The 17141-nt window shown below is 63.4% G+C and carries 17 protein-coding genes and 1 other RNA gene; 11 read left to right on the top strand and 7 right to left on the bottom strand.

Annotated features, from left to right (window positions below; all coding sequences use genetic code 11):
* Positions 1–96: 96 nt before the first annotated feature.
* Positions 97–549, bottom strand: a complete 453-nt coding sequence (locus ACZ6YA_RS14620; RefSeq protein WP_465897830.1) for an EVE domain-containing protein — start codon at positions 547–549, stop codon at positions 97–99.
* A gap of 178 nt (positions 550–727) precedes the next feature.
* Between ACZ6YA_RS14620 and ACZ6YA_RS14615 the strand changes: the two genes are divergently transcribed.
* Positions 728–877 (top strand): hypothetical protein, encoded by a 150-nt coding sequence (locus tag ACZ6YA_RS14615; protein WP_403133620.1) that lies wholly within the window; start codon positions 728–730, stop codon positions 875–877.
* Between the two features lie 17 nt (positions 878–894).
* On the opposite strand, the gene ACZ6YA_RS14610 is transcribed toward ACZ6YA_RS14615, so the two are convergent.
* The 4 genes from ACZ6YA_RS14610 to ACZ6YA_RS14595 all read right to left on the bottom strand — a co-directional run bounded on the left by ACZ6YA_RS14610 (position 895) and on the right by ACZ6YA_RS14595 (position 2263).
* Positions 895–1503, bottom strand: a complete 609-nt coding sequence (locus tag ACZ6YA_RS14610; protein ID WP_465897829.1) for a 5-formyltetrahydrofolate cyclo-ligase — start codon at positions 1501–1503, stop codon at positions 895–897.
* 63 nt (positions 1504–1566) lie between these two features.
* Positions 1567–1746, bottom strand: a non-coding RNA gene (ssrS, locus tag ACZ6YA_RS14605) — 6S RNA.
* A gap of 17 nt (positions 1747–1763) precedes the next feature.
* Positions 1764–2084 (bottom strand): cell division protein ZapA, encoded by a 321-nt coding sequence (locus ACZ6YA_RS14600; protein ID WP_465897828.1) that lies wholly within the window; start codon positions 2082–2084, stop codon positions 1764–1766.
* Positions 2081–2263 (bottom strand): TIGR02449 family protein, encoded by a 183-nt coding sequence (locus ACZ6YA_RS14595; protein ID WP_029886233.1) that lies wholly within the window; start codon positions 2261–2263, stop codon positions 2081–2083. Before ACZ6YA_RS14595 ends, ACZ6YA_RS14600 begins: the two co-directional genes overlap by 4 nt.
* Positions 2264–2447: 184 nt before the next feature.
* Between ACZ6YA_RS14595 and ACZ6YA_RS14590 the strand changes: the two genes are divergently transcribed.
* The 10 genes from ACZ6YA_RS14590 to gcvP all read left to right on the top strand — a co-directional run bounded on the left by ACZ6YA_RS14590 (position 2448) and on the right by gcvP (position 14833).
* Positions 2448–3002 (top strand): YecA/YgfB family protein, encoded by a 555-nt coding sequence (locus ACZ6YA_RS14590; protein ID WP_465897827.1) that lies wholly within the window; start codon positions 2448–2450, stop codon positions 3000–3002.
* A gap of 22 nt (positions 3003–3024) precedes the next feature.
* Positions 3025–4359: a Xaa-Pro aminopeptidase gene (pepP, locus tag ACZ6YA_RS14585; protein ID WP_465897826.1), complete on the top strand. Its 1335-nt coding sequence runs from the start codon at positions 3025–3027 to the stop codon at positions 4357–4359.
* The gene (gene ubiH, locus ACZ6YA_RS14580) at positions 4356–5555 is read left to right on the top strand and encodes a 2-octaprenyl-6-methoxyphenyl hydroxylase (protein WP_465897825.1); all 1200 of its coding nucleotides are present in this window, start codon (positions 4356–4358) and stop codon (positions 5553–5555) included. Before pepP ends, ubiH begins: the two co-directional genes overlap by 4 nt.
* The gene (locus ACZ6YA_RS14575; RefSeq protein WP_465897824.1) at positions 5552–6034 is read left to right on the top strand and encodes a DUF4442 domain-containing protein; all 483 of its coding nucleotides are present in this window, start codon (positions 5552–5554) and stop codon (positions 6032–6034) included. The genes ubiH and ACZ6YA_RS14575 overlap by 4 nt, the downstream gene beginning before the upstream one ends.
* Positions 6035–6043: 9 nt before the next feature.
* Positions 6044–7261, top strand: coding sequence for a 2-octaprenyl-3-methyl-6-methoxy-1,4-benzoquinol hydroxylase (locus ACZ6YA_RS14570; RefSeq protein ID WP_465897862.1), 1218 nt, complete (start codon positions 6044–6046; stop codon positions 7259–7261).
* Positions 7262–7358: 97 nt separating this feature from the next.
* Complete coding sequence (locus ACZ6YA_RS14565) at positions 7359–8360, top strand: extracellular solute-binding protein (protein WP_465897823.1); 1002 nt, start codon at positions 7359–7361, stop codon at positions 8358–8360.
* 144 nt (positions 8361–8504) lie between these two features.
* Positions 8505–10127 carry an ABC transporter permease gene (locus tag ACZ6YA_RS14560; RefSeq protein ID WP_465897822.1) on the top strand — a complete coding sequence of 541 codons (1623 nt, stop codon included), beginning with the start codon at positions 8505–8507 and terminating at the stop codon, positions 10125–10127.
* A 123-nt stretch (positions 10128–10250) separates the two neighbouring features.
* Positions 10251–11333: a glycine cleavage system aminomethyltransferase GcvT gene (gene gcvT / locus ACZ6YA_RS14555; RefSeq protein WP_465897821.1), complete on the top strand. Its 1083-nt coding sequence runs from the start codon at positions 10251–10253 to the stop codon at positions 11331–11333.
* A gap of 47 nt (positions 11334–11380) precedes the next feature.
* Positions 11381–11764 carry a glycine cleavage system protein GcvH gene (gcvH, locus tag ACZ6YA_RS14550; RefSeq protein ID WP_465897820.1) on the top strand — a complete coding sequence of 128 codons (384 nt, stop codon included), beginning with the start codon at positions 11381–11383 and terminating at the stop codon, positions 11762–11764.
* A 195-nt stretch (positions 11765–11959) separates the two neighbouring features.
* Positions 11960–14833 (top strand): aminomethyl-transferring glycine dehydrogenase, encoded by a 2874-nt coding sequence (gene gcvP / locus ACZ6YA_RS14545; protein ID WP_465897818.1) that lies wholly within the window; start codon positions 11960–11962, stop codon positions 14831–14833.
* Between the two features lie 83 nt (positions 14834–14916).
* On the opposite strand, the gene ACZ6YA_RS14540 is transcribed toward gcvP, so the two are convergent.
* Positions 14917–15231 (bottom strand): DUF2388 domain-containing protein, encoded by a 315-nt coding sequence (locus ACZ6YA_RS14540; RefSeq protein ID WP_465897816.1) that lies wholly within the window; start codon positions 15229–15231, stop codon positions 14917–14919.
* Positions 15232–15320: 89 nt separating this feature from the next.
* The gene (locus ACZ6YA_RS14535) at positions 15321–17006 is read right to left on the bottom strand and encodes a GspE/PulE family protein (protein ID WP_465897815.1); all 1686 of its coding nucleotides are present in this window, start codon (positions 17004–17006) and stop codon (positions 15321–15323) included.
* Between the last annotated feature and the right edge of the window lie 135 nt (positions 17007–17141).

Raw genomic sequence — 17141 nt, 5'->3', positions numbered from 1 at the left:
GGCAGGTGTCAGGCGATGACAAGCCTTCCTGTCTGTGAGTAGGGCGCCGAAAGGCGCCCTTTGTCGTTGTGAGGCAAGTGAGTGCAGGCCAGTAATTTAACGTGCCAGCGCAACAATCGCCGCCCACTGCTCCTCGGTCACCGACATCACCGACAACCGCGTCCCTTTCTGCACCAACGGCAACTGTGCCAACGCGTTTTGCTGCTTGAGCAATCCCAAACCCAGCACCTGCCTGAACGTCTTCACATGCGCCACATCCACCGCGCTCCACGGGTTCTTGTCCGCAGTGGCCTTGGCGTCATGGTAATGGCTCTCAGGGTCCAGGGCCGTCGGGTCCGGATACGCCGCGGCAGTGACGCGGGCGATACCGGCAATGCCGGGTTGCGGGCAACTGGAGTGGTAAAAGAAAAACTCATCGCCCACGCTCATGGCGCGCAGGAAATTGCGCGCCTGGTAATTGCGCACGCCATCCCAGCGTGCCTCGCCCAATCGACCCAAGCCTTCGATCGACAGCTCGTCGGGCTCGGATTTCATCAGCCAATAGGCCATGGATACTGCTCCTGAAAAGGTTTGAAATAACCTGTTGCACGAAACCGACAGCCGGTTGGCGTCAACGTTTGCGTGCAGGCGCAGGTTGGCGGAAAATGCGCCGATTTTAACGCTAGACGCTCTGGCGACACCAAGAAGGTCGTCGAGCCGGAACAGTATGCCTGGGGGGCATTCTTCGATGAATCAACGTAAACCGGACCTGCTTTGGGTCCTGGTCTTCATCTTCGGTTTGGGTGTGGTCACCACCGGTTATGCCCAGGGTATCTGGGAGCGTAAGCTCGATATCGCCTACCAAACGCCGGTAGAAGCCGCTCAGCCGCAACGTTGATCCCCTGCTGGCGCCACTCAACCCGGCGCTAGGTACCAGCCTCGGTCCGAGACCGTACCCTGCAGTGGTACATCCCAACTGGCCTGCGCCAGTCGTTCGACCTTCTGGCATTCATGGGCCAGCCCCAGCAGCAGGGGTTTTTTCCAGGTTTTTCGGCGTGCCTGGTAGGCCAGGCTGCGGTCATAGAACCCACCGCCCATGCCGAGTCGCCCGCCCACTTCATCGAACCCCACCAGCGGCAGCAGAATCAGGTCCAGTGACCATATCGGGCGTTGGCGCCTGCGGTCGGTCAAGGGCTCTGGAATACGGAAGCGGTTAGGCTTGAGTTTTTCACCCTGTTCGAAACGCTGAAACACCATGCGCGTGCGCGGCCAGGCGTGCAGCACCGGCAGGTAGACGCGTTTGCCCCGGCGCTGGGCTTCGCGCAGCAGCAGGCGCGGGTCGATTTCACCGTCGTTGGGCAGGTACAGGGCAATATGCCGGGCGCGGCGGAACAGCGGGTCCTGCGCCAGTTGCCGATACAGGCCCAATGAGGCCTGACGTTGCTGGGCGAGCGTGAGTGCGCGGCGGGCATTGCGTAGCAGGCGACGTAGCTGGGGGCGGGTGAGCGGCGCGGTGTCGGTCATGGCACAGGCGTTCCCAGGCTACGGGTGTGGTATCTGCCCGCGACAACAGCGGGCAAAAAAATGAGGCTCCCCGATAAGACCGCTATCGGTGTAGCCCTTGAACCCGAAAGTTCAAGGTGGAGATTGCAGGGGGCGTTAAGGCTTTCCGTCGGGCGGACATGCACACCGGCCCCAGCGTGCAACCCCCGTGGTTGTGCGTATCGGCTCAGGGACATAACCGACTGGCGCATCCCCCAGGGAGTGGCGCCAGTATACCAATCTCAGCCGTTTTTGATACCCGCGTCGTCGGACAATGCCACATCGACTCGCTCCAGCAGGTCACGCACCTGTTCGCGGGTGGCACCGCCTGCGGGGGCGTCGGTGCGGTCCTCCTGGCGGTGCAGCATCTCGTGAGTGATGTTCAAAGCTGCCATCACCGCGATGCGGTCGGCACCGATCACCTTGCCGCTGCTGCGGATCTCGCGCATCTTGCCGTCCAGGTAGCGTGCGGCGCTGACCAGGTTGTTGCGTTCTTCCGGCGGGCAGATGATCGAGTATTCCTTGTCCAGGATCTGCACGGTGACGCTATTGCTTGAACTCATGAGTCTTGCTCCAGGGCCTTGAGGCGTAAGATCATCGACTCGACCTTGCGCTTGGCGATCTCGTTCTTTTCGATGAGGTGGGCGCGCTCTTCGCGCCAGGATTTTTCCTGAGCTACTAAGAGTGCATTCTGCCGTTTTAGTTGCTCGACGCGCTCGATCAGCAACTCGAACCGGCTCATCAATGCTTGCAGGTCGTTCTCTTGCGTGGGTTGCACTCGATTCGCTCCGTCATTGAATCACACCCGTCGATGATGCCTCTCCCTGAGCGGTGGCGGCCAGTGCCGATGGTCTTGGCGCGCCTGCCGGTGCTAGGATACAAGGTCTCCATTCTAGTCAAATGCGCCGTCTGGCGCCTAGCCGACCATGCCTAATACCCAATCGCCTTACATCGCCTTCGCCATGCTGCTCTCGAGCAATGGCCATCCTGTCACTCCTGCCGAGCTGCATGGCTTGCTGGTCGGGCGCAGCTGCGCCGGTGCCGGCTTCGATGCCGAAGCCTGGCTGGCCGACGCCGCCCAATTGCTGGAAACCGAACCCGGTGACACTGTCCGCAATGCTCTGATCGGCCTGCAAGAGATGGTCAAGGGCGAGCTGACCAGTGACGACATGGCCATCGTCCTGCTGCTGCCAACCGATGACGCCGCGCTGGCTGACCGTGCTGCGGCACTGGGCCAGTGGTGCCAAGGCTTCATCACCGGCTTCGGTCTGAACGCGGGTGGCAAGGACCTTTCCGACGAGGCCAAAGATGTTCTGCAGGACCTGGTTGCCATTTCCCAGGTGCAGGAAGCCCTCGAAGAGTCCGAAGACGGCGAAAGCGACTACATGGAAGTCATGGAATACCTGCGTGTGGCGCCGCTGCTGCTGTTCTCCGAGCTGGCCAAGCCGGCGGCACCCGCCTCCAAGCCATCGCTGCACTGATCAACCGGGGGTCGTTCTGCCCATGAGCCACATACCCAAGGCCGAGTATGCCCGTCGGCGCAAGGCGCTGATGGCGCAGATGGTCCCCAACAGCATTGCCATCTTGCCGGCTGCCGCAGTCGCCATTCGCAACCGCGATGTCGAGCACGTTTACCGCCAGGACAGCGATTTCCAGTACCTCAGCGGCTTCCCCGAGCCCGAGGCGGTGATCGCCCTGATCCCCGGGCGCGAACATGGCGAGTACGTGCTGTTCTGCCGCGAGCGCAACCCGGAGCGTGAGCAATGGGATGGCCTGCGTGCGGGCCAGGAAGGCGCGATCCGTGACTTCGGTGCGGACGATGCCTTCCCGATCACCGACATCGACGAGATCCTGCCCGGCCTGATCGAAGGCCGCGAGCGGGTCTATAGCGCCATGGGCAGCAATCCCGAGTTCGACCGCCGGCTGATGGACTGGATCAACGTGATCCGCTCCAAAGCGCGCCTTGGCGCCCAGCCGCCGAACGAGTTCGTTGCCCTGGATCATCTGTTGCACGATATGCGCCTGTATAAATCGGCGGCAGAAGTGAAAGTGATGCGTGCGGCTGCGGACATTTCCGCACGTGCCCACGTGCGGGCCATGCAGGCCTGCCGGGCGGGGCTGCACGAATACAGCCTGGAAGCCGAGCTGGACTACGAATTCCGTAAAGGCGGGGCGAAAATGCCCGCCTACGGTTCGATTGTCGCTGCCGGGCGCAATGGCTGCATCCTGCACTATCAGGAGAACGATGCGCCGCTCAAGGACGGTGACCTGGTGCTGATCGACGCTGGCTGCGAAATCGACTGCTATGCCAGCGACATCACCCGCACCTTCCCGGTCAGCGGGCGTTTTTCGCCTGAGCAGAAGGCCATCTACGAGCTGGTGCTCAAGGCCCAGGCCGCCGCATTCACCGAGATTGCCCCTGGCAAGCACTGGAACCACGCGCATGAAGCAACCGTGCGCGTGATCACCGAGGGACTGGTCGAACTCGGTCTGCTCAAGGGCGAGGTGCAGGCGCTGATCGATAGCGAAGCCCATCGTGCCTTCTACATGCATCGCGCCGGTCACTGGCTGGGCATGGATGTGCACGATGTCGGCGAATACAAGGTAGGTGGCGAGTGGCGGGTGCTGGAACCTGGCATGGCGTTGACCGTCGAACCGGGCATCTACATTGCCGCCGATAACCAGAATGTCGCGAAGAAATGGCGCGGCATTGGCGTAAGGATCGAGGACGACGTGGTGGTGACCAAGCAGGGTTGTGAAATTCTGACGTCGGGCGTGCCGCGGACGGTCGCCGAGATCGAGGCGCTGATGCAGGCGGCACGTAAGGACGCAGCATGAACCGCGTGAATCTGGCGATCATCGGCGGCGGCCTGGTCGGCGCCAGCCTGGCCCTGGCTCTGCAGGCGGGTGCAAAGGCGCGTGGCTGGAAGATCTTGCTGATCGAGCCGTTCGCCCCGGGCGACAGCTTCCAGCCCAGCTACGACGCGCGCTCCTCGGCGCTTTCGTTCGGTACCCGGCAGATTTATCAGCACCTGGGTCTGTGGCAAACCATCAGCCCGCGCGCCGAGTCGATCCGGCAGATTCAAGTGTCCGACCGTGGGCGCTTCGGTTCCACCCGCCTGGATGCGCTGGAAGAAGGCGTGCCGGCTTTGGGCTACGTGGTCGAAAATGCCTGGTTGGGCCAGTGCCTGTGGCAAGGCCTGGACAATGAAGTGGTGAGCTGGCGTTGCCCCGCCGAAGTGAAAGCGATGCAGGCGATTGCCGGTGGCTACCGCCTGCAGCTGGACGACGACACCAGCCTGGAATGCGACCTGGCGGTGCTGGCCGATGGCGGCCGCTCCGGGTTGCGCGAGCAATTGGGCATCCATGTGCGCCGCACGCCCTATGAGCAGAGCGCGCTGATTGCCAACATCACCCCGGGCGAGGCCCATTGCGGTCAGGCCTTCGAACGTTTTACCGAGCAAGGCCCCATGGCGTTGCTGCCGTTGCCTGATAACCGCTGCGCGCTGGTCTGGACCCGTCAGGGTATGGACGCCAAGCGCCTGGCCGAAGTCGACGACCGCAGCTTCCTGCGCGAGCTCCAGGATGCGTTCGGCTACCGCCTCGGCGCCTTGCGCCAGGTCGGCGCACGGCACCTGTACCCGCTGGCGCTGGTCGAGGCCGAGGAGCAAGTCCGCCCGCACCTGGTGGTGCTGGGCAATGCCGCGCATAGCCTGCACCCCATCGCCGGGCAGGGTTTCAACTTGTCCCTGCGTGATGTCCAGTCGCTGGCCGACGCGTTGCTGGCCGGCCCGCAGCAGCCAGGTGACCTGGCGACTCTGCAGGCGTACCAGCAGCGCCAGCGTCTCGACCAGACGCTGACCATCGGCTTCTCCGACCAGGTCACTCGGCTGTTCGGCAGCAATCAGCCGTTGCTGGCGGCGGGGCGCAACCTCGGCCTGCTCGGGCTCGACTTGCTACCCCCGGCGAAAAGCTGGTTCGCCCGCCAGGCCATGGGCTTGGGCACCCGCCCCGATTCGCGGGGGCAGGCATGAGCAACCCGCGCCGGTTGGCGCGACGGGCACGCATGTTGCGCTGGCTGCTGAACCTTTACCCGCCGTACCTCGGTGCCGGCATCCGCATCCAGCACATCAGCCCGGACATGCGCAGCGTCAAGGTGCGCATGAAACTGACCCGCTGGAACCGCAACTACGTCGGCACGCAGTTCGGTGGCAGCCTGTATTCCATGGTCGATCCGTTCTACATGCTGTTGCTGATCGAGCAGCTCGGCCGTGAGTACATCGTCTGGGACAAGGCCGCCAGCATCGACTTCATTTCACCGGGCAAGGGCCCGGTGTATGCCGAGTTCCACGTCGATGACGCGCTGCTGGACGAAATCCGCCAACAGACCGCCAGCGGCAAGAAGTACCTGCCCCGTTTGCAGGTCGATATCCGTGACGCTGCCGGCGAGCTGGTGGCGCGGGTCGATAAAACCCTATACGTGCGGCTCAAGCCGCAAGCGAGGCAGGCGTAAAGCATGGAAATGCGCGCAGATCTGTTGATTGTCGGTGCCGGTATGGTCGGCAGCGCCCTGGCCCTGGCATTGCGCCACAGCGGCCTGGACATTCTCCTGCTCGACGGTGGCCCGCTGTCGGTGAAACCGTTCGATGAGCAGGCGCCGTTCGAGCCGCGGGTCAGTGCCCTGTCGGCCGCCAGCCAACGCATTCTCGAACGCCTGGGCGCCTGGGACGAAATCGCCAAGCGGCGTGTATCGCCGTACTCGGACATGCATGTGTGGGACGGCAGCGGCACTGGGCAGATTCACTTTTCCGCAGCCAGCGTGCACGCACAAGTGCTCGGCCATATCGTCGAAAATCGCGTGGTGCAGGACGGTTTGATGGAGCGTCTGCACGACAGCGACATCGGCCTGCTGCCCAATGCCCGCCTGGAACAGATGCGCCGCTCTGGCGACGAGTGGCTGCTGACCCTGGCCGACGGCCGGCGCCTGCGTGCACCGTTGGTAGTAGCGGCCGATGGCGCCAATTCGGCGGTGCGGCGCCTGGCCGGTTGCCAGACCCGTGAGTGGGATTACCTGCACCACGCCATCGTCACCAGCGTGCGCTGCAGCGCGGCGCACCAGGCCACTGCCTGGCAGCGTTTCACCGACGAAGGGCCGCTGGCCTTCCTGCCGTTGTCGCGTGACGGCCAACAGGATTGGTGCTCGATCGTCTGGTCGACCACGCCGGAGCACGCCGCGCAGCTCATGGAGCTGGAGGACGAAGCCTTCCTCAAGGCCCTGGAACGCGCCTTCGAGGGGCGTTTGGGCGAGGTGCTGCAGGCCGACCCGCGGGTCTGCGTGCCGCTGCGCCAGCGCCACGCCAAGCGCTATGTGGACGAGGGGCTGGCGCTGATCGGCGATGCCGCCCACACCATCCACCCGTTGGCCGGGCAGGGCGTCAACCTGGGCTTTCTCGATGCGGCGGTGCTGGCCGAAGTGCTGGTGAACGCCTGCGAGCGTGGTGAGCGGCTGGCGGATGAGAAGGTGCTCAGCCGTTATGAGCGACGGCGCATGCCACACAACCTGGCGCTGATGGCGGCGATGGAAGGTTTCGAGCGGCTGTTCCAGGCCAACCCGCTGCCGCTGCGCTGGTTGCGCAACAGTGGCTTGAAAGTGGTCGAAAAGCTGCCAGAGGCCAAGGCGCTGTTCGTGCGCCAGGCGTTGGGGCTGACGGGTGATCTGCCGGATTTGGCCAAGCCTTGAGGGCTCTTTGCAACATCCGGTAACTGCTGTGTAGATGAGCCGCAAAATGGGATTCACTACCATTTGCGCCTCTCATACGATCCGAGGAGTGCTTCCCATGTTGCCACGCAAGCCCCTATTGGCCGCTTTGGCCTTGACCCTGTTCGGCGGCACGGCCCAGGCGGCGGACGAAGTGGTGGTGTACTCCTCGCGCATCGACGAGCTGATCAAGCCGGTGTTCGACGCCTACACCGCCAAGACCGGGGTCAAGATCAAGTTCATCACCGACAAGGAAGCCCCGCTGATGCAACGCATCAAGGCCGAGGGCGAAAACGGCGTGGCCGACCTGCTGCTGACCGTCGATGCAGGCAACCTTTGGCAGGCCGAGCAGATGGGCATCCTGCAGCCGATCAAGTCGGACATCATCGACCAGAACATCCCGCCGCAATACCGTGCTTCGTCCCATGACTGGACGGGCCTGAGCCTGCGTGCGCGGACCATCATCTACTCCACTGATCGGGTCAAACCGGCGCAGCTGAGCACTTACGAAGCCCTTGCCGACAAGAACTGGGAAGGCCGCCTGTGCCTGCGCACGGCGAAGAAGGTCTACAACCAGTCGCTGACGGCCACCCTGATCGAGACCCACGGTGAAGCGAAGACCGAGCAGATCGTCAAAGGCTGGGTGAACAACCTGTCCACCGACGTGTTCTCCGATGACAATGCGGTGATCCAGGCCGTCGCGGCCGGCCAGTGTGATGTGGGTGTGGTCAACACCTATTACTACGGGCGCCTGCACAAGCAGAACCCGAACCTACCGGTGAAGATCTTCTGGCCTAACCAGGGCGACCGTGGTGTCCACGTCAACCTGTCGGGTATCGGTTTGACCAAGCATGCACCGCATCCGGAGGCCGCCAAGAAGCTGGTGGAGTGGATGACCGGCGAGGAAGCGCAGAAGCTGTTCGCCGACATCAACCAGGAGTTCCCGGCCAACCCGAAGGTCAAGCCTTCGGACGAAGTTGCGGCCTGGGGTAGCTTCAAGGCGGATAGCATTGCGGTTGAAGTGGCTGGCAAGCGCCAGGCCGAGGCTATTCGTTTGATGGATCGGGCTGGCTGGAACTAAGCGCTAGGCTCTATCCTTCCGGGGCCTTTTAGGGCCTCTTCGCGGGCAAGCCCGCTCCCACAAGGATCGACACCGAATCTTGTGGGAGCGGGCTCGCCCGCGAACGACCGCGCAGCGGTCGCCATCGCACTTGAGACTTGAGCCTTGCCCCACACCCCCCAACGCCGCTGGTACCTCCCCGTCACCCTGACCGCCGCCCTGGTGCTCCTGCCGCTGAGCGTCCTGCTTTTGTCCTGGCAGTCGATCGACCTGCAGATCTGGTCGCACCTGCTCGATACCCAGATGAGCCGCCTGCTCGGCAACACCCTCACCCTGGTGCTGGGGGTAGGCGTTGGCGTCACCGTGCTTGGCGTCAGCCTGGCCTGGCTCACCAGCCTCTGCGAATTCCCCGGCAGGCGCTGGCTGGATTGGGCGCTGATGCTGCCGTTCGCCATTCCCGCCTACGTGCTGGCCTTCGTCTTCGTTGGCCTGCTGGACTTCGCTGGCCCCGTGCAAAGTGCCTTACGTGAGGTATTCGGGCCCATGCGCCTGCCGCGGGTGCGCTCCACCGGTGGCGTGATCATCGTCCTGGTGCTGGTGTTCTACCCCTACGTCTATCTGCTCGCGCGCACGGCTTTCCTGGCTCAGGGCAAGGGCCTGATGGAAGCGGCGCGGGTCCTCGGCCTGTCGCCGCTGCAAGCCTTCTGGCGGGTTGCCCTGCCGATGGCGCGCCCGGCCATCGGGGCCGGCATCGCGCTGGCGCTGATGGAAACGCTGGCCGATTTCGGCGCGGTGGCGGTGTTCAACTTCGACACCTTCACCACCGCCATCTACAAGACCTGGTACGGCTTCTTCAGCCTGTCCAGTGCCGCACAGCTGGCCAGCCTGCTGCTGCTGGCGGTGATGCTGGTGCTCTACGGCGAACGCCGTGCCCGTGGCGCCACGCGTACTGGCAACGAACGCCCGCGCGGCCAGGCGCTCTATCATCTGCATGGCATGAAGGCGTTGCTGGCCAGTGGCTGGTGCCTGCTGGTGTTCGCCTGTGCCTTTGTCATCCCGTTGCTGCAGTTGCTGGTTTGGTTCTGGCAGCGCGGGCGGCATGACCTGGACGAACGCTACATTGGCCTGGTGCTGCACACCCTGTACCTGGGCGCCATGGCTGCGTTGATCACCGTGTGTGTGGCGCTGGTGTTGGCGTTTGCCCGACGCCAGGTGCCGAGCGCTGGTATCCGAGCCGGGGTTGGCCTGGCCAACTTGGGCTACGCCTTGCCAGGCTCGGTGTTGGCCGTGTCGATCATGCTGGCCTTCAGTTACCTCGACAATCAGCTGGTGATCCCGCTGTCCACGTGGCTGGGCGGTGCCGGCAAGCCGCTGTTGTTGGGCAGCCTCGCGGCGTTGCTGCTGGCCTACCTGGTGCGCTTCATTGCTGTGGCCTACGGGCCGTTGGAAGGCAGCCTGGAGCGTATCCGTCCATCGCTGCCGGAGGCTTCGCGCAGCTTGGGCGTCGGAGGCGCAAGATTGTTTTTCAAGGTGTATCTACCGCTGCTGGTTCCCGGCGCCCTTAGCGCTGCGCTGCTGGTCTTCGTCGATGTGCTCAAGGAAATGCCCGCCACCTTGCTGATGCGCCCGTTCGGCTGGGACACCCTGGCGGTGCGGGTGTTCGAGATGACCAGCGAAGGCGAGTGGGCGCGTGCTTCGCTGCCCGCCTTGACCTTGGTGCTGGTGGGCCTGCTGCCGGTCATCGGCCTGATCCGCCGTTCTGCGAAACGTCCCGGTCACAGTCACTGAGGGTGTCAGCCCGCGCCCTTGCGGCTACAATGCGCGGCATTCGCGCGACGGGTCCTACAAGAAGAGCTGACGACCAAACGTCAACGACCGCCGCCGCTTCGCCACGCCCGGAAGGAGAAACCCATGGGACAGCGCACGCTTTTATACGACCTGCACCTGGCGCTGGGCGCCAAGACGGTCGACTTTGGTGGCTGGGACATGCCCCTGCACTATGGCTCGCAGGTCGAGGAACACCATCAGGTGCGCAGTGACTGTGGGGTGTTCGATGTCTCCCACATGACGGTGATCGATGTCGATGGCAGCGATGCTACTCATTGGCTGCAACGTCTGTTGGCCAACGACGTCGGTCGCCTTGATGGCGTCGGCAAGGCTCTGTACAGCCCACTGCTCAATGAGAAGGGCGGAGTCATCGACGACCTGATCGCCTACCGCACTGAAAGCGGTTACCGCCTGGTCACCAACGCCGCCACCCGTGCCAAGGTGCTCGCTTGGCTGGAAGTCCATAGCAAAGACTTGGAGGTCGGTATCGAGGTGCGCCCCGACCTGGCCATTCTCGCCATTCAGGGCCCCCAGGCCCGGGAAAAGGTCGCAGCCTTGCTTAGCGCGCCGCGTGCGGCGCTGATCCGCGAGCTGCGCCCGTTCGAAGGGCGTGCCGACGGCGACTGGTTCATTGCCCGCACGGGCTACACCGGGGAAGACGGGCTGGAAGTTATTTTCCCAGGCGACGAAGCCGTGGCCTTCTACAACGACCTGGTCGGCGCCGGAATCGCCCCAAGCGGCCTGGGTGCCCGCGACACCTTGCGCCTGGAGGCCGGCATGAACCTTTACGGCCAGGACATTGACGAAAACCACACCCCGCTGACGTCCAACCTGGGCTGGAGCATCGCTTGGGAGCCAGCCGAACGCGATTTCATCGGCCGCGCCGGCCTGCTCGCGGAAATCGAGCATGGCGTGCAGGACAAACTGGTCGGCCTGGTACTGGAAGAACGCGGTGTTTTGCGTGCCCACCAGGTAGTTCGCGTGGCCGGGATTGGCGAAGGGGAGATCACCAGTGGTAGTTTCTCTCCTACGCTGAGCAAGTCCATTGCCCTGGCGCGTGTACCCATGGCCACCGGCGACCGTGCCGAGGTCGAGATTCGTGGCAAGTGGTACCCGGTGCGGGTGGTCAAACCGACCTTCGTGCGCCACGGCAAGACTCTGATCTGAACATTTTACGGCGGGCCGACCGCTGACCCAATCGAGGAATACAAGACATGAGCACTATCCCCGAAGAACTGCGTTTTGCCGAAAGCCATGAGTGGGCCCGCCTGGAAGCCGATGGCACGGTGACCGTGGGCATCAGCGACCACGCCCAGCAGGCCCTGGGTGACGTGGTGTTCGTTGAGTTGGCAGAAGTTGGCAAAGTGTTCGCCGCCGGTGATGCGGCGGGCGTGGTCGAGTCGGTCAAGGCTGCTTCGGATATCTATGCCCCGATCGGTGGTGAAGTGATCGCGGTCAATGAAGACCTGGCAGACAGCCCGGAACTGCTTAACGAAGAACCTTACGATTCGTGGATCTTCAAGCTCAAGCCAAGCGACCGCGCCGAGCTGGATAAGCTGCTGGACGCTGCTGGTTACAAAGCCGCTATCGGCGAGTGATAACGCGTCGTCTGCTTCGCGGCTAAAGCCGCTCCCACAGGTATGGCGGCGCATTCGATGCCGATGCAATCTCTGTAGGAGCGGCTTCAGCCGCGAAGAGGCCGGCACTGCAACAGCAAGATTCCCCGCAGAATCGGCAATCCTTCCTAGACTTATAAGTCTCCATGAGACCTGGTCTAGGAAGAGAGCGTCGTCATGTCACAGTCGCCATCCCTGCATCAACTGCAAGAACTCAACCCTTTTCTGCGCCGCCACCTGGGGCCCGATGCCTCGGAGCAGCAGGCCATGCTGGACGCCTTGGGCCTCGCCAGCCGCAGCGAGCTGATCGAGCAGACCGTCCCCCCAGGCATTCGCTTCAACCGCGCCCTCGACTTGCCCCCTGCCCTGGACGAGCAGGCCGCGCTTGCCAAACTTGCCGGCTATGCGCAACAGAACCAAGTCTGGACCAGCCTGATCGGCATGGGTTACCACGGCACTGTCACGCCCACCGTCATCTTGCGCAACGTGCTGGAAAACCCCGGCTGGTACACCGCCTACACGCCTTACCAGCCAGAAATCGCCCAAGGACGGCTGGAAGCGCTGCTCAATTTCCAGCAAATGGTCATCGATCTGACGGGCCTGGCTCTGGCTAATGCGTCGCTGCTCGACGAAGCCACCGCGGCCGCCGAAGCCATGGCCCTGGCCAAGCGCGTTGCCCGCAACAAGAGCAATGCGTTCTTTGCCGATGAGCACTGTCACCCGCAAACACTGTCGGTTTTGAAAACCCGAGCTGAAGGCTTCGGTTTCGAGCTGATCGTCGACGCTGTGGATAACCTCGGTCAGCACCCGGTATTCGGCGCGCTGTTGCAATACCCGGACACCCATGGCGAAGTACGCGACCTGCGTCCGCTGATCGATCAGCTGCACAGCCAGCAAGCCCTGGCCTGCGTTGCGGCCGACTTGCTCAGCCTGGTGGTATTGACCCCGCCCGGCGAGCTTGGCGCCGATGTGGTACTGGGCTCGACCCAGCGCTTTGGCGTGCCCATGGGCTACGGCGGTCCGCATGCGGCCTACTTTGCCTGCCGAGACGACTACAAGCGGGCAATGCCGGGGCGCATCATCGGTGTATCGCGCGACGCCCGTGGCAACACGGCGCTGCGCATGGCGCTGCAGACCCGCGAGCAGCATATCCGCCGAGAGAAGGCCAACTCCAACATTTGCACGGCCCAGGTGCTGCTGGCCAATATCGCCGGCTTCTATGCGGTGTATCACGGTCCTGAAGGCCTGCAGCGCATCGCCCAGCGCGTGCACCGGCTGACCTTCGTGCTGGCCGCCGGCCTCGAAGCCAAGGGTATGAAGCGCCTCAACCAGCATTTTTTCGACACCCTCACGCTGGATGTCGGCGGTGCCCAGGCGGCCATCATCGAAAGCGCGGAAGCGGCGCGCATCAACTTGCGCATTCTCGGGCGCGGGCACTTGGGCGTGAGCCTGGACGAGACCTGTAATGAAGACACCGTGCTGCGGTTGTTCGACATCTTTCTCGGCGTGGACCACGGCCTGGACATCGCCACGCTCGACCAGCAGGCCCTACCCGAAGGGATTCCCGCCGCGCTGGTTCGGCGCACGCCGTTCCTGGGCCACTCGGTGTTCAACCTGCACCACAGCGAAACCGAGATGCTGCGTTACCTCAAGCAGCTCGAAAACAAGGACCTGGCGCTGAATCAGTCGATGATCCCGCTGGGCTCCTGCACCATGAAGCTCAATGCCACCAGCGAAATGATCCCCATCACCTGGCCCGCCTTCGCCGATCTCCACCCCTTCGCGCCTGCCGCCCAGGCCACGGGCTACAAAGCGATGATCGACGAGCTGGAGCGCTGGTTGTGCGCTATCACCGGCTTCGATGCCATCTGCATGCAGCCCAACTCCGGAGCCCAGGGTGAATACGCCGGGCTAATGGCGATCACGCGCTACCATCGCAGCCGCCATCAGCCGCAACGCACGTTGTGCCTGATCCCCTCGTCGGCCCATGGCACCAACCCCGCTTCGGCACAGATGGCAGGCATGGAGGTGGTGATTGTCGACTGTGACGATGATGGCAACGTCGACCTCGATGACCTCAAGGCCAAGGCCACTGCTGCAGGCGAGCGTTTGTCCTGCCTGATGGTCACCTACCCCTCGACCCATGGCGTCTACGAGGAAGGCATCCGTGAAATCTGCGACGTCGTGCACCGGCACGGCGGCCAGGTGTACATGGATGGCGCTAACCTCAACGCGCAGGTGGGGCTGGCGCGTCCGGCGGATATGGGTGCCGATGTGTCACACATGAACCTGCACAAGACCTTTTGCATCCCTCACGGTGGTGGCGGCCCAGGCATGGGGCCGATTGGCATACGCGATCACCTCAAGCCGTTTGTTGCCAGCCACCCGGTGGTACCCGTGCCAGGTCTGGACCCCAGTAACACCGCGGTCAGCGCCGCGCCCTGGGGCAGTGCGAGCATTCTGCCGATCAGCTGGATGTACATCGCCATGATGGGGCCGCAACTGGCCGATGCCAGTGAAGTGGCAATCCTTTCGGCCAATTACCTGGCCGGCCAACTCGGCGGCGCTTTCCCGGTGCTGTACCGTGGTCGCAACCAGCGGGTGGCGCATGAGTGTATTCTTGACCTGCGGCCGCTCAAGGCACAGACCGGGATTACAGAGGAGGATGTTGCCAAGCGCCTGATGGACTATGGTTTCCACGCCCCGACCATGTCATTCCCGGTTCCGGGTACGCTAATGGTCGAGCCGACCGAGAGCGAATCCAAAGCCGAACTGGACCGGTTCGTCGAAGCGATGTTGGCGATTCGTGCGGAGATCGGCGAGGTGCAGGAGGGCAACTGGCCGGCAGAGGACAACCCGCTCAAGCATGCCCCGCATACGCTGGCCGATGTGTTGGCGCCGTGGAACCGGCCGTATAGCCTGGAACAGGCGGTCGCCCCCAGTGCTCACGTGCGCCAGCATAAATACTGGCCAGCGGTGAACCGGGTCGACAATGTGTATGGGGATAGAAACTTGTTCTGCGCGTGTGTGCCGGTGGAGGCGTATCGCTAGGCTTCCTTCCCGACTGAAGCCGCCCCCACAGATGTTTCATTGAGCCTGTGGGAGCGGCTTTAGCCGCGAAAAGGACGACGCAGTTATTCGGTTACTGCATTCTTGGCCAGGATGGCGTTGGCCAGTTCCATGTCGCTGGCTTGCAGGCTTGGGTTCTCGGCCCGTACCTGACGCATCGCTGCCTCCAGATATGGCCCACGAATCGCGCCCTCGCTGGCCACGAAGCTGCCGGCGTCATCCTGCGCCGCGATGACCAGCTTGTGATCTCTTGAAGTCAGGTAAGTCGATGCCGTGGTCGCACCGGAAGAAATCACATTGCGCCAGAAGGTGTCGGCAAAGGCAGAGCCAACGGGCAGCGAAAGCAGGGCTGCGGCTGCGATGGCGGTTTGGAGACGCATGATGAAACACCTCGAGAGATGAGGGTTGAAGATGCCCGCTTTGATCGTGCATAGGGGGCGCAAGTTCCTTGTATACAAGGGTTTTTGCTTCACGCACAAACCCGAAGAACTTCCCCTGGAAGGGTCAGCCCACGGGCCACTTTTGCTTCCCCGCAGCGGCGCAGGTCCAGTAGGCCTTCGTCCAAGGCGTGTTGCCGCAGGCTGGCCAAGTCGGCCCCTGCGCCGATCCGCGCACGCAGCTTTTCGCTGGGCACCAGCAGTTCGAACAAGCCCGTGCGGCCATGAAAACCGGTGCCGCGGCACGTCAGGCAGAGTTGGCCGCTGGCAGATGACGCATCCTTCTGGCACTCCCGACAGAGCAAGCGCACCAGCCGCTGGGCCATTACCCCGCCCAGGGTGGCCTTGATCAGGTAATCGGCCACCCCCAGCTCCAGCAGACGGGTAATGGCACTACAGCTGTCGTTGGTGTGCAGAGTCGATAGCACCAGGTGCCCGGTAAGTGCGGCCTGGACGGCAACCAGAGCGGTCTCGCGATCACGAATCTCGCCGATCATGATGATGTCCGGGTCCTGACGCAGCAGTGCGCGCACACCGTTGGCAAAGCCCAGGTCCAGAGCCGGTTGCACCTGCAGCTGATTGAACGCCGGCTCCAGTCGCTCGATCGGATCTTCGATGGTGCACAAGTTGACCTCCGGCGTGGCCAGCAGCTTGAGGCTGGCGTAGAGCGTGCTGGTCTTGCCCGACCCGGTGGGCCCGGTAACCAACAGGATGCCTTGACGGCGCTGCAACAGTGCCTGCCACTGTGCCAACTGCTGGCCCTCCAGGCCGAGGTGGTCGAAGTCCTCCTGCCGTTGCTGCGGGTCGAACAGCCGCAGCACCAGTTTTTCGCCGAACGGGGTGGGCAAGGTCGACAGCCGCAGCTCCACTTCACGGCCACCGGGCAGGGCGCTCTTCATCCGGCCGTCCTGGGGGCGGCGTTTTTCCGCCACATCCATGCGGCCCAGGTGCTTCAGGCGGCTGACCACAGCCAGGGTCACGCTGGCGGGGAACACATAGACCGTGTGCAACAGGCCATCGATGCGAAAGCGCAGCCGGCCCTGCTCGCGACGCGGCTCCAGGTGGATATCGCTGGCGCGTTGTTCGATGGCGTACTGCAGTAACCAGTCGACGATGTGCACGATATGCGCATCGTCGGCGGTGGCTTCACCTTGGCGTTTACCGGCTTCCAGCAACTGTTCGAGCTCGCCCAGGCTGGCCGCCTGCTGATGCTGTGCCCCCTGCACCGAGTGGGCCAGGCGGAACAATGACTGGGTGAGCTGGCGCAGTTGCAACGGGCTGGCCAGCACGTGATGGACAGGTTTCCCCAGGCTGCGGGCCAGGTCGGCTTGCCAGTCGCGCCGGTAGGGTTGGGCGCTGGCCACGGTAACGCCATGGCTGTCGTTGGCGAGGATGAGTATGCCGTGGCGTTGGGCGAAGGCCGGGGAGATCAGCCCGTTGACCTGGGACAGGTCGAGCTGCATGGGGTCGATGCGCTGGTAAGGCTGACCGACCTTGCTCGCCAGCCACAGGCAAAGGCTGTCCAGGTGCAAGCGCTGGCCGGGACGCAGGCGATCTTCGAGGTTCAGGGCGGCAATGGTTTCGAGGGGATGGCGAGTCGGCTGCGTGGCAGCGAGATCGAGCACCTGCCGTGCATCGCGGGTGTTCAGGTGTTGGTCGGCCTGCAGGTCATTCAACAGGCGTTCGAGGTCGAGGGATTGATCGTCGGGCTTGCGCATGGCGGCATCCGTGCCAGGTGATGAGTTCCTGGTAAAGGCTAGCCGGGCTTGCTGTGCCGAGCGTTGGTAAAGGGTTTCGGGATCTTGCCGGGATGACTGCCGCCGGAAACTGCAGGCGATAGTTTTTCGTTATGA

The sequence above is a fragment of the Pseudomonas sp. NPDC090752 genome (assembly GCF_055584805.1).
The sequence above is the reverse complement of the archived record's forward strand: the minus strand, read 5'-3'. Positions and strand labels throughout refer to the sequence as shown.

Excerpts from the sequence above, each read along its gene's own strand:
- ACZ6YA_RS14620 (WP_465897830.1), bottom strand. The coding sequence starts at position 549 with ATGGCCTATTGGCTGATGAAATCCGAGCCCGACGAGCTGTCGATCGAA.
- ACZ6YA_RS14615 (WP_403133620.1), top strand. The coding sequence starts at position 728 with ATGAATCAACGTAAACCGGACCTGCTTTGGGTCCTGGTCTTCATCTTC.
- ACZ6YA_RS14610 (WP_465897829.1), bottom strand. The coding sequence starts at position 1,503 with ATGACCGACACCGCGCCGCTCACCCGCCCCCAGCTACGTCGCCTGCTA.
- ACZ6YA_RS14600 (WP_465897828.1), bottom strand. The coding sequence starts at position 2,084 with ATGAGTTCAAGCAATAGCGTCACCGTGCAGATCCTGGACAAGGAATAC.
- ACZ6YA_RS14595 (WP_029886233.1), bottom strand. The coding sequence starts at position 2,263 with ATGAGCCGGTTCGAGTTGCTGATCGAGCGCGTCGAGCAACTAAAACGG.
- ACZ6YA_RS14590 (WP_465897827.1), top strand. The coding sequence starts at position 2,448 with ATGCCTAATACCCAATCGCCTTACATCGCCTTCGCCATGCTGCTCTCG.
- pepP (WP_465897826.1), top strand. The coding sequence starts at position 3,025 with ATGAGCCACATACCCAAGGCCGAGTATGCCCGTCGGCGCAAGGCGCTG.
- ubiH (WP_465897825.1), top strand. The coding sequence starts at position 4,356 with ATGAACCGCGTGAATCTGGCGATCATCGGCGGCGGCCTGGTCGGCGCC.
- ACZ6YA_RS14575 (WP_465897824.1), top strand. The coding sequence starts at position 5,552 with ATGAGCAACCCGCGCCGGTTGGCGCGACGGGCACGCATGTTGCGCTGG.
- ACZ6YA_RS14570 (WP_465897862.1), top strand. The coding sequence starts at position 6,044 with ATGCGCGCAGATCTGTTGATTGTCGGTGCCGGTATGGTCGGCAGCGCC.
- ACZ6YA_RS14565 (WP_465897823.1), top strand. The coding sequence starts at position 7,359 with ATGTTGCCACGCAAGCCCCTATTGGCCGCTTTGGCCTTGACCCTGTTC.
- gcvT (WP_465897821.1), top strand. The coding sequence starts at position 10,251 with ATGGGACAGCGCACGCTTTTATACGACCTGCACCTGGCGCTGGGCGCC.
- gcvH (WP_465897820.1), top strand. The coding sequence starts at position 11,381 with ATGAGCACTATCCCCGAAGAACTGCGTTTTGCCGAAAGCCATGAGTGG.
- gcvP (WP_465897818.1), top strand. The coding sequence starts at position 11,960 with ATGTCACAGTCGCCATCCCTGCATCAACTGCAAGAACTCAACCCTTTT.
- ACZ6YA_RS14540 (WP_465897816.1), bottom strand. The coding sequence starts at position 15,231 with ATGCGTCTCCAAACCGCCATCGCAGCCGCAGCCCTGCTTTCGCTGCCC.
- ACZ6YA_RS14535 (WP_465897815.1), bottom strand. The coding sequence starts at position 17,006 with ATGCGCAAGCCCGACGATCAATCCCTCGACCTCGAACGCCTGTTGAAT.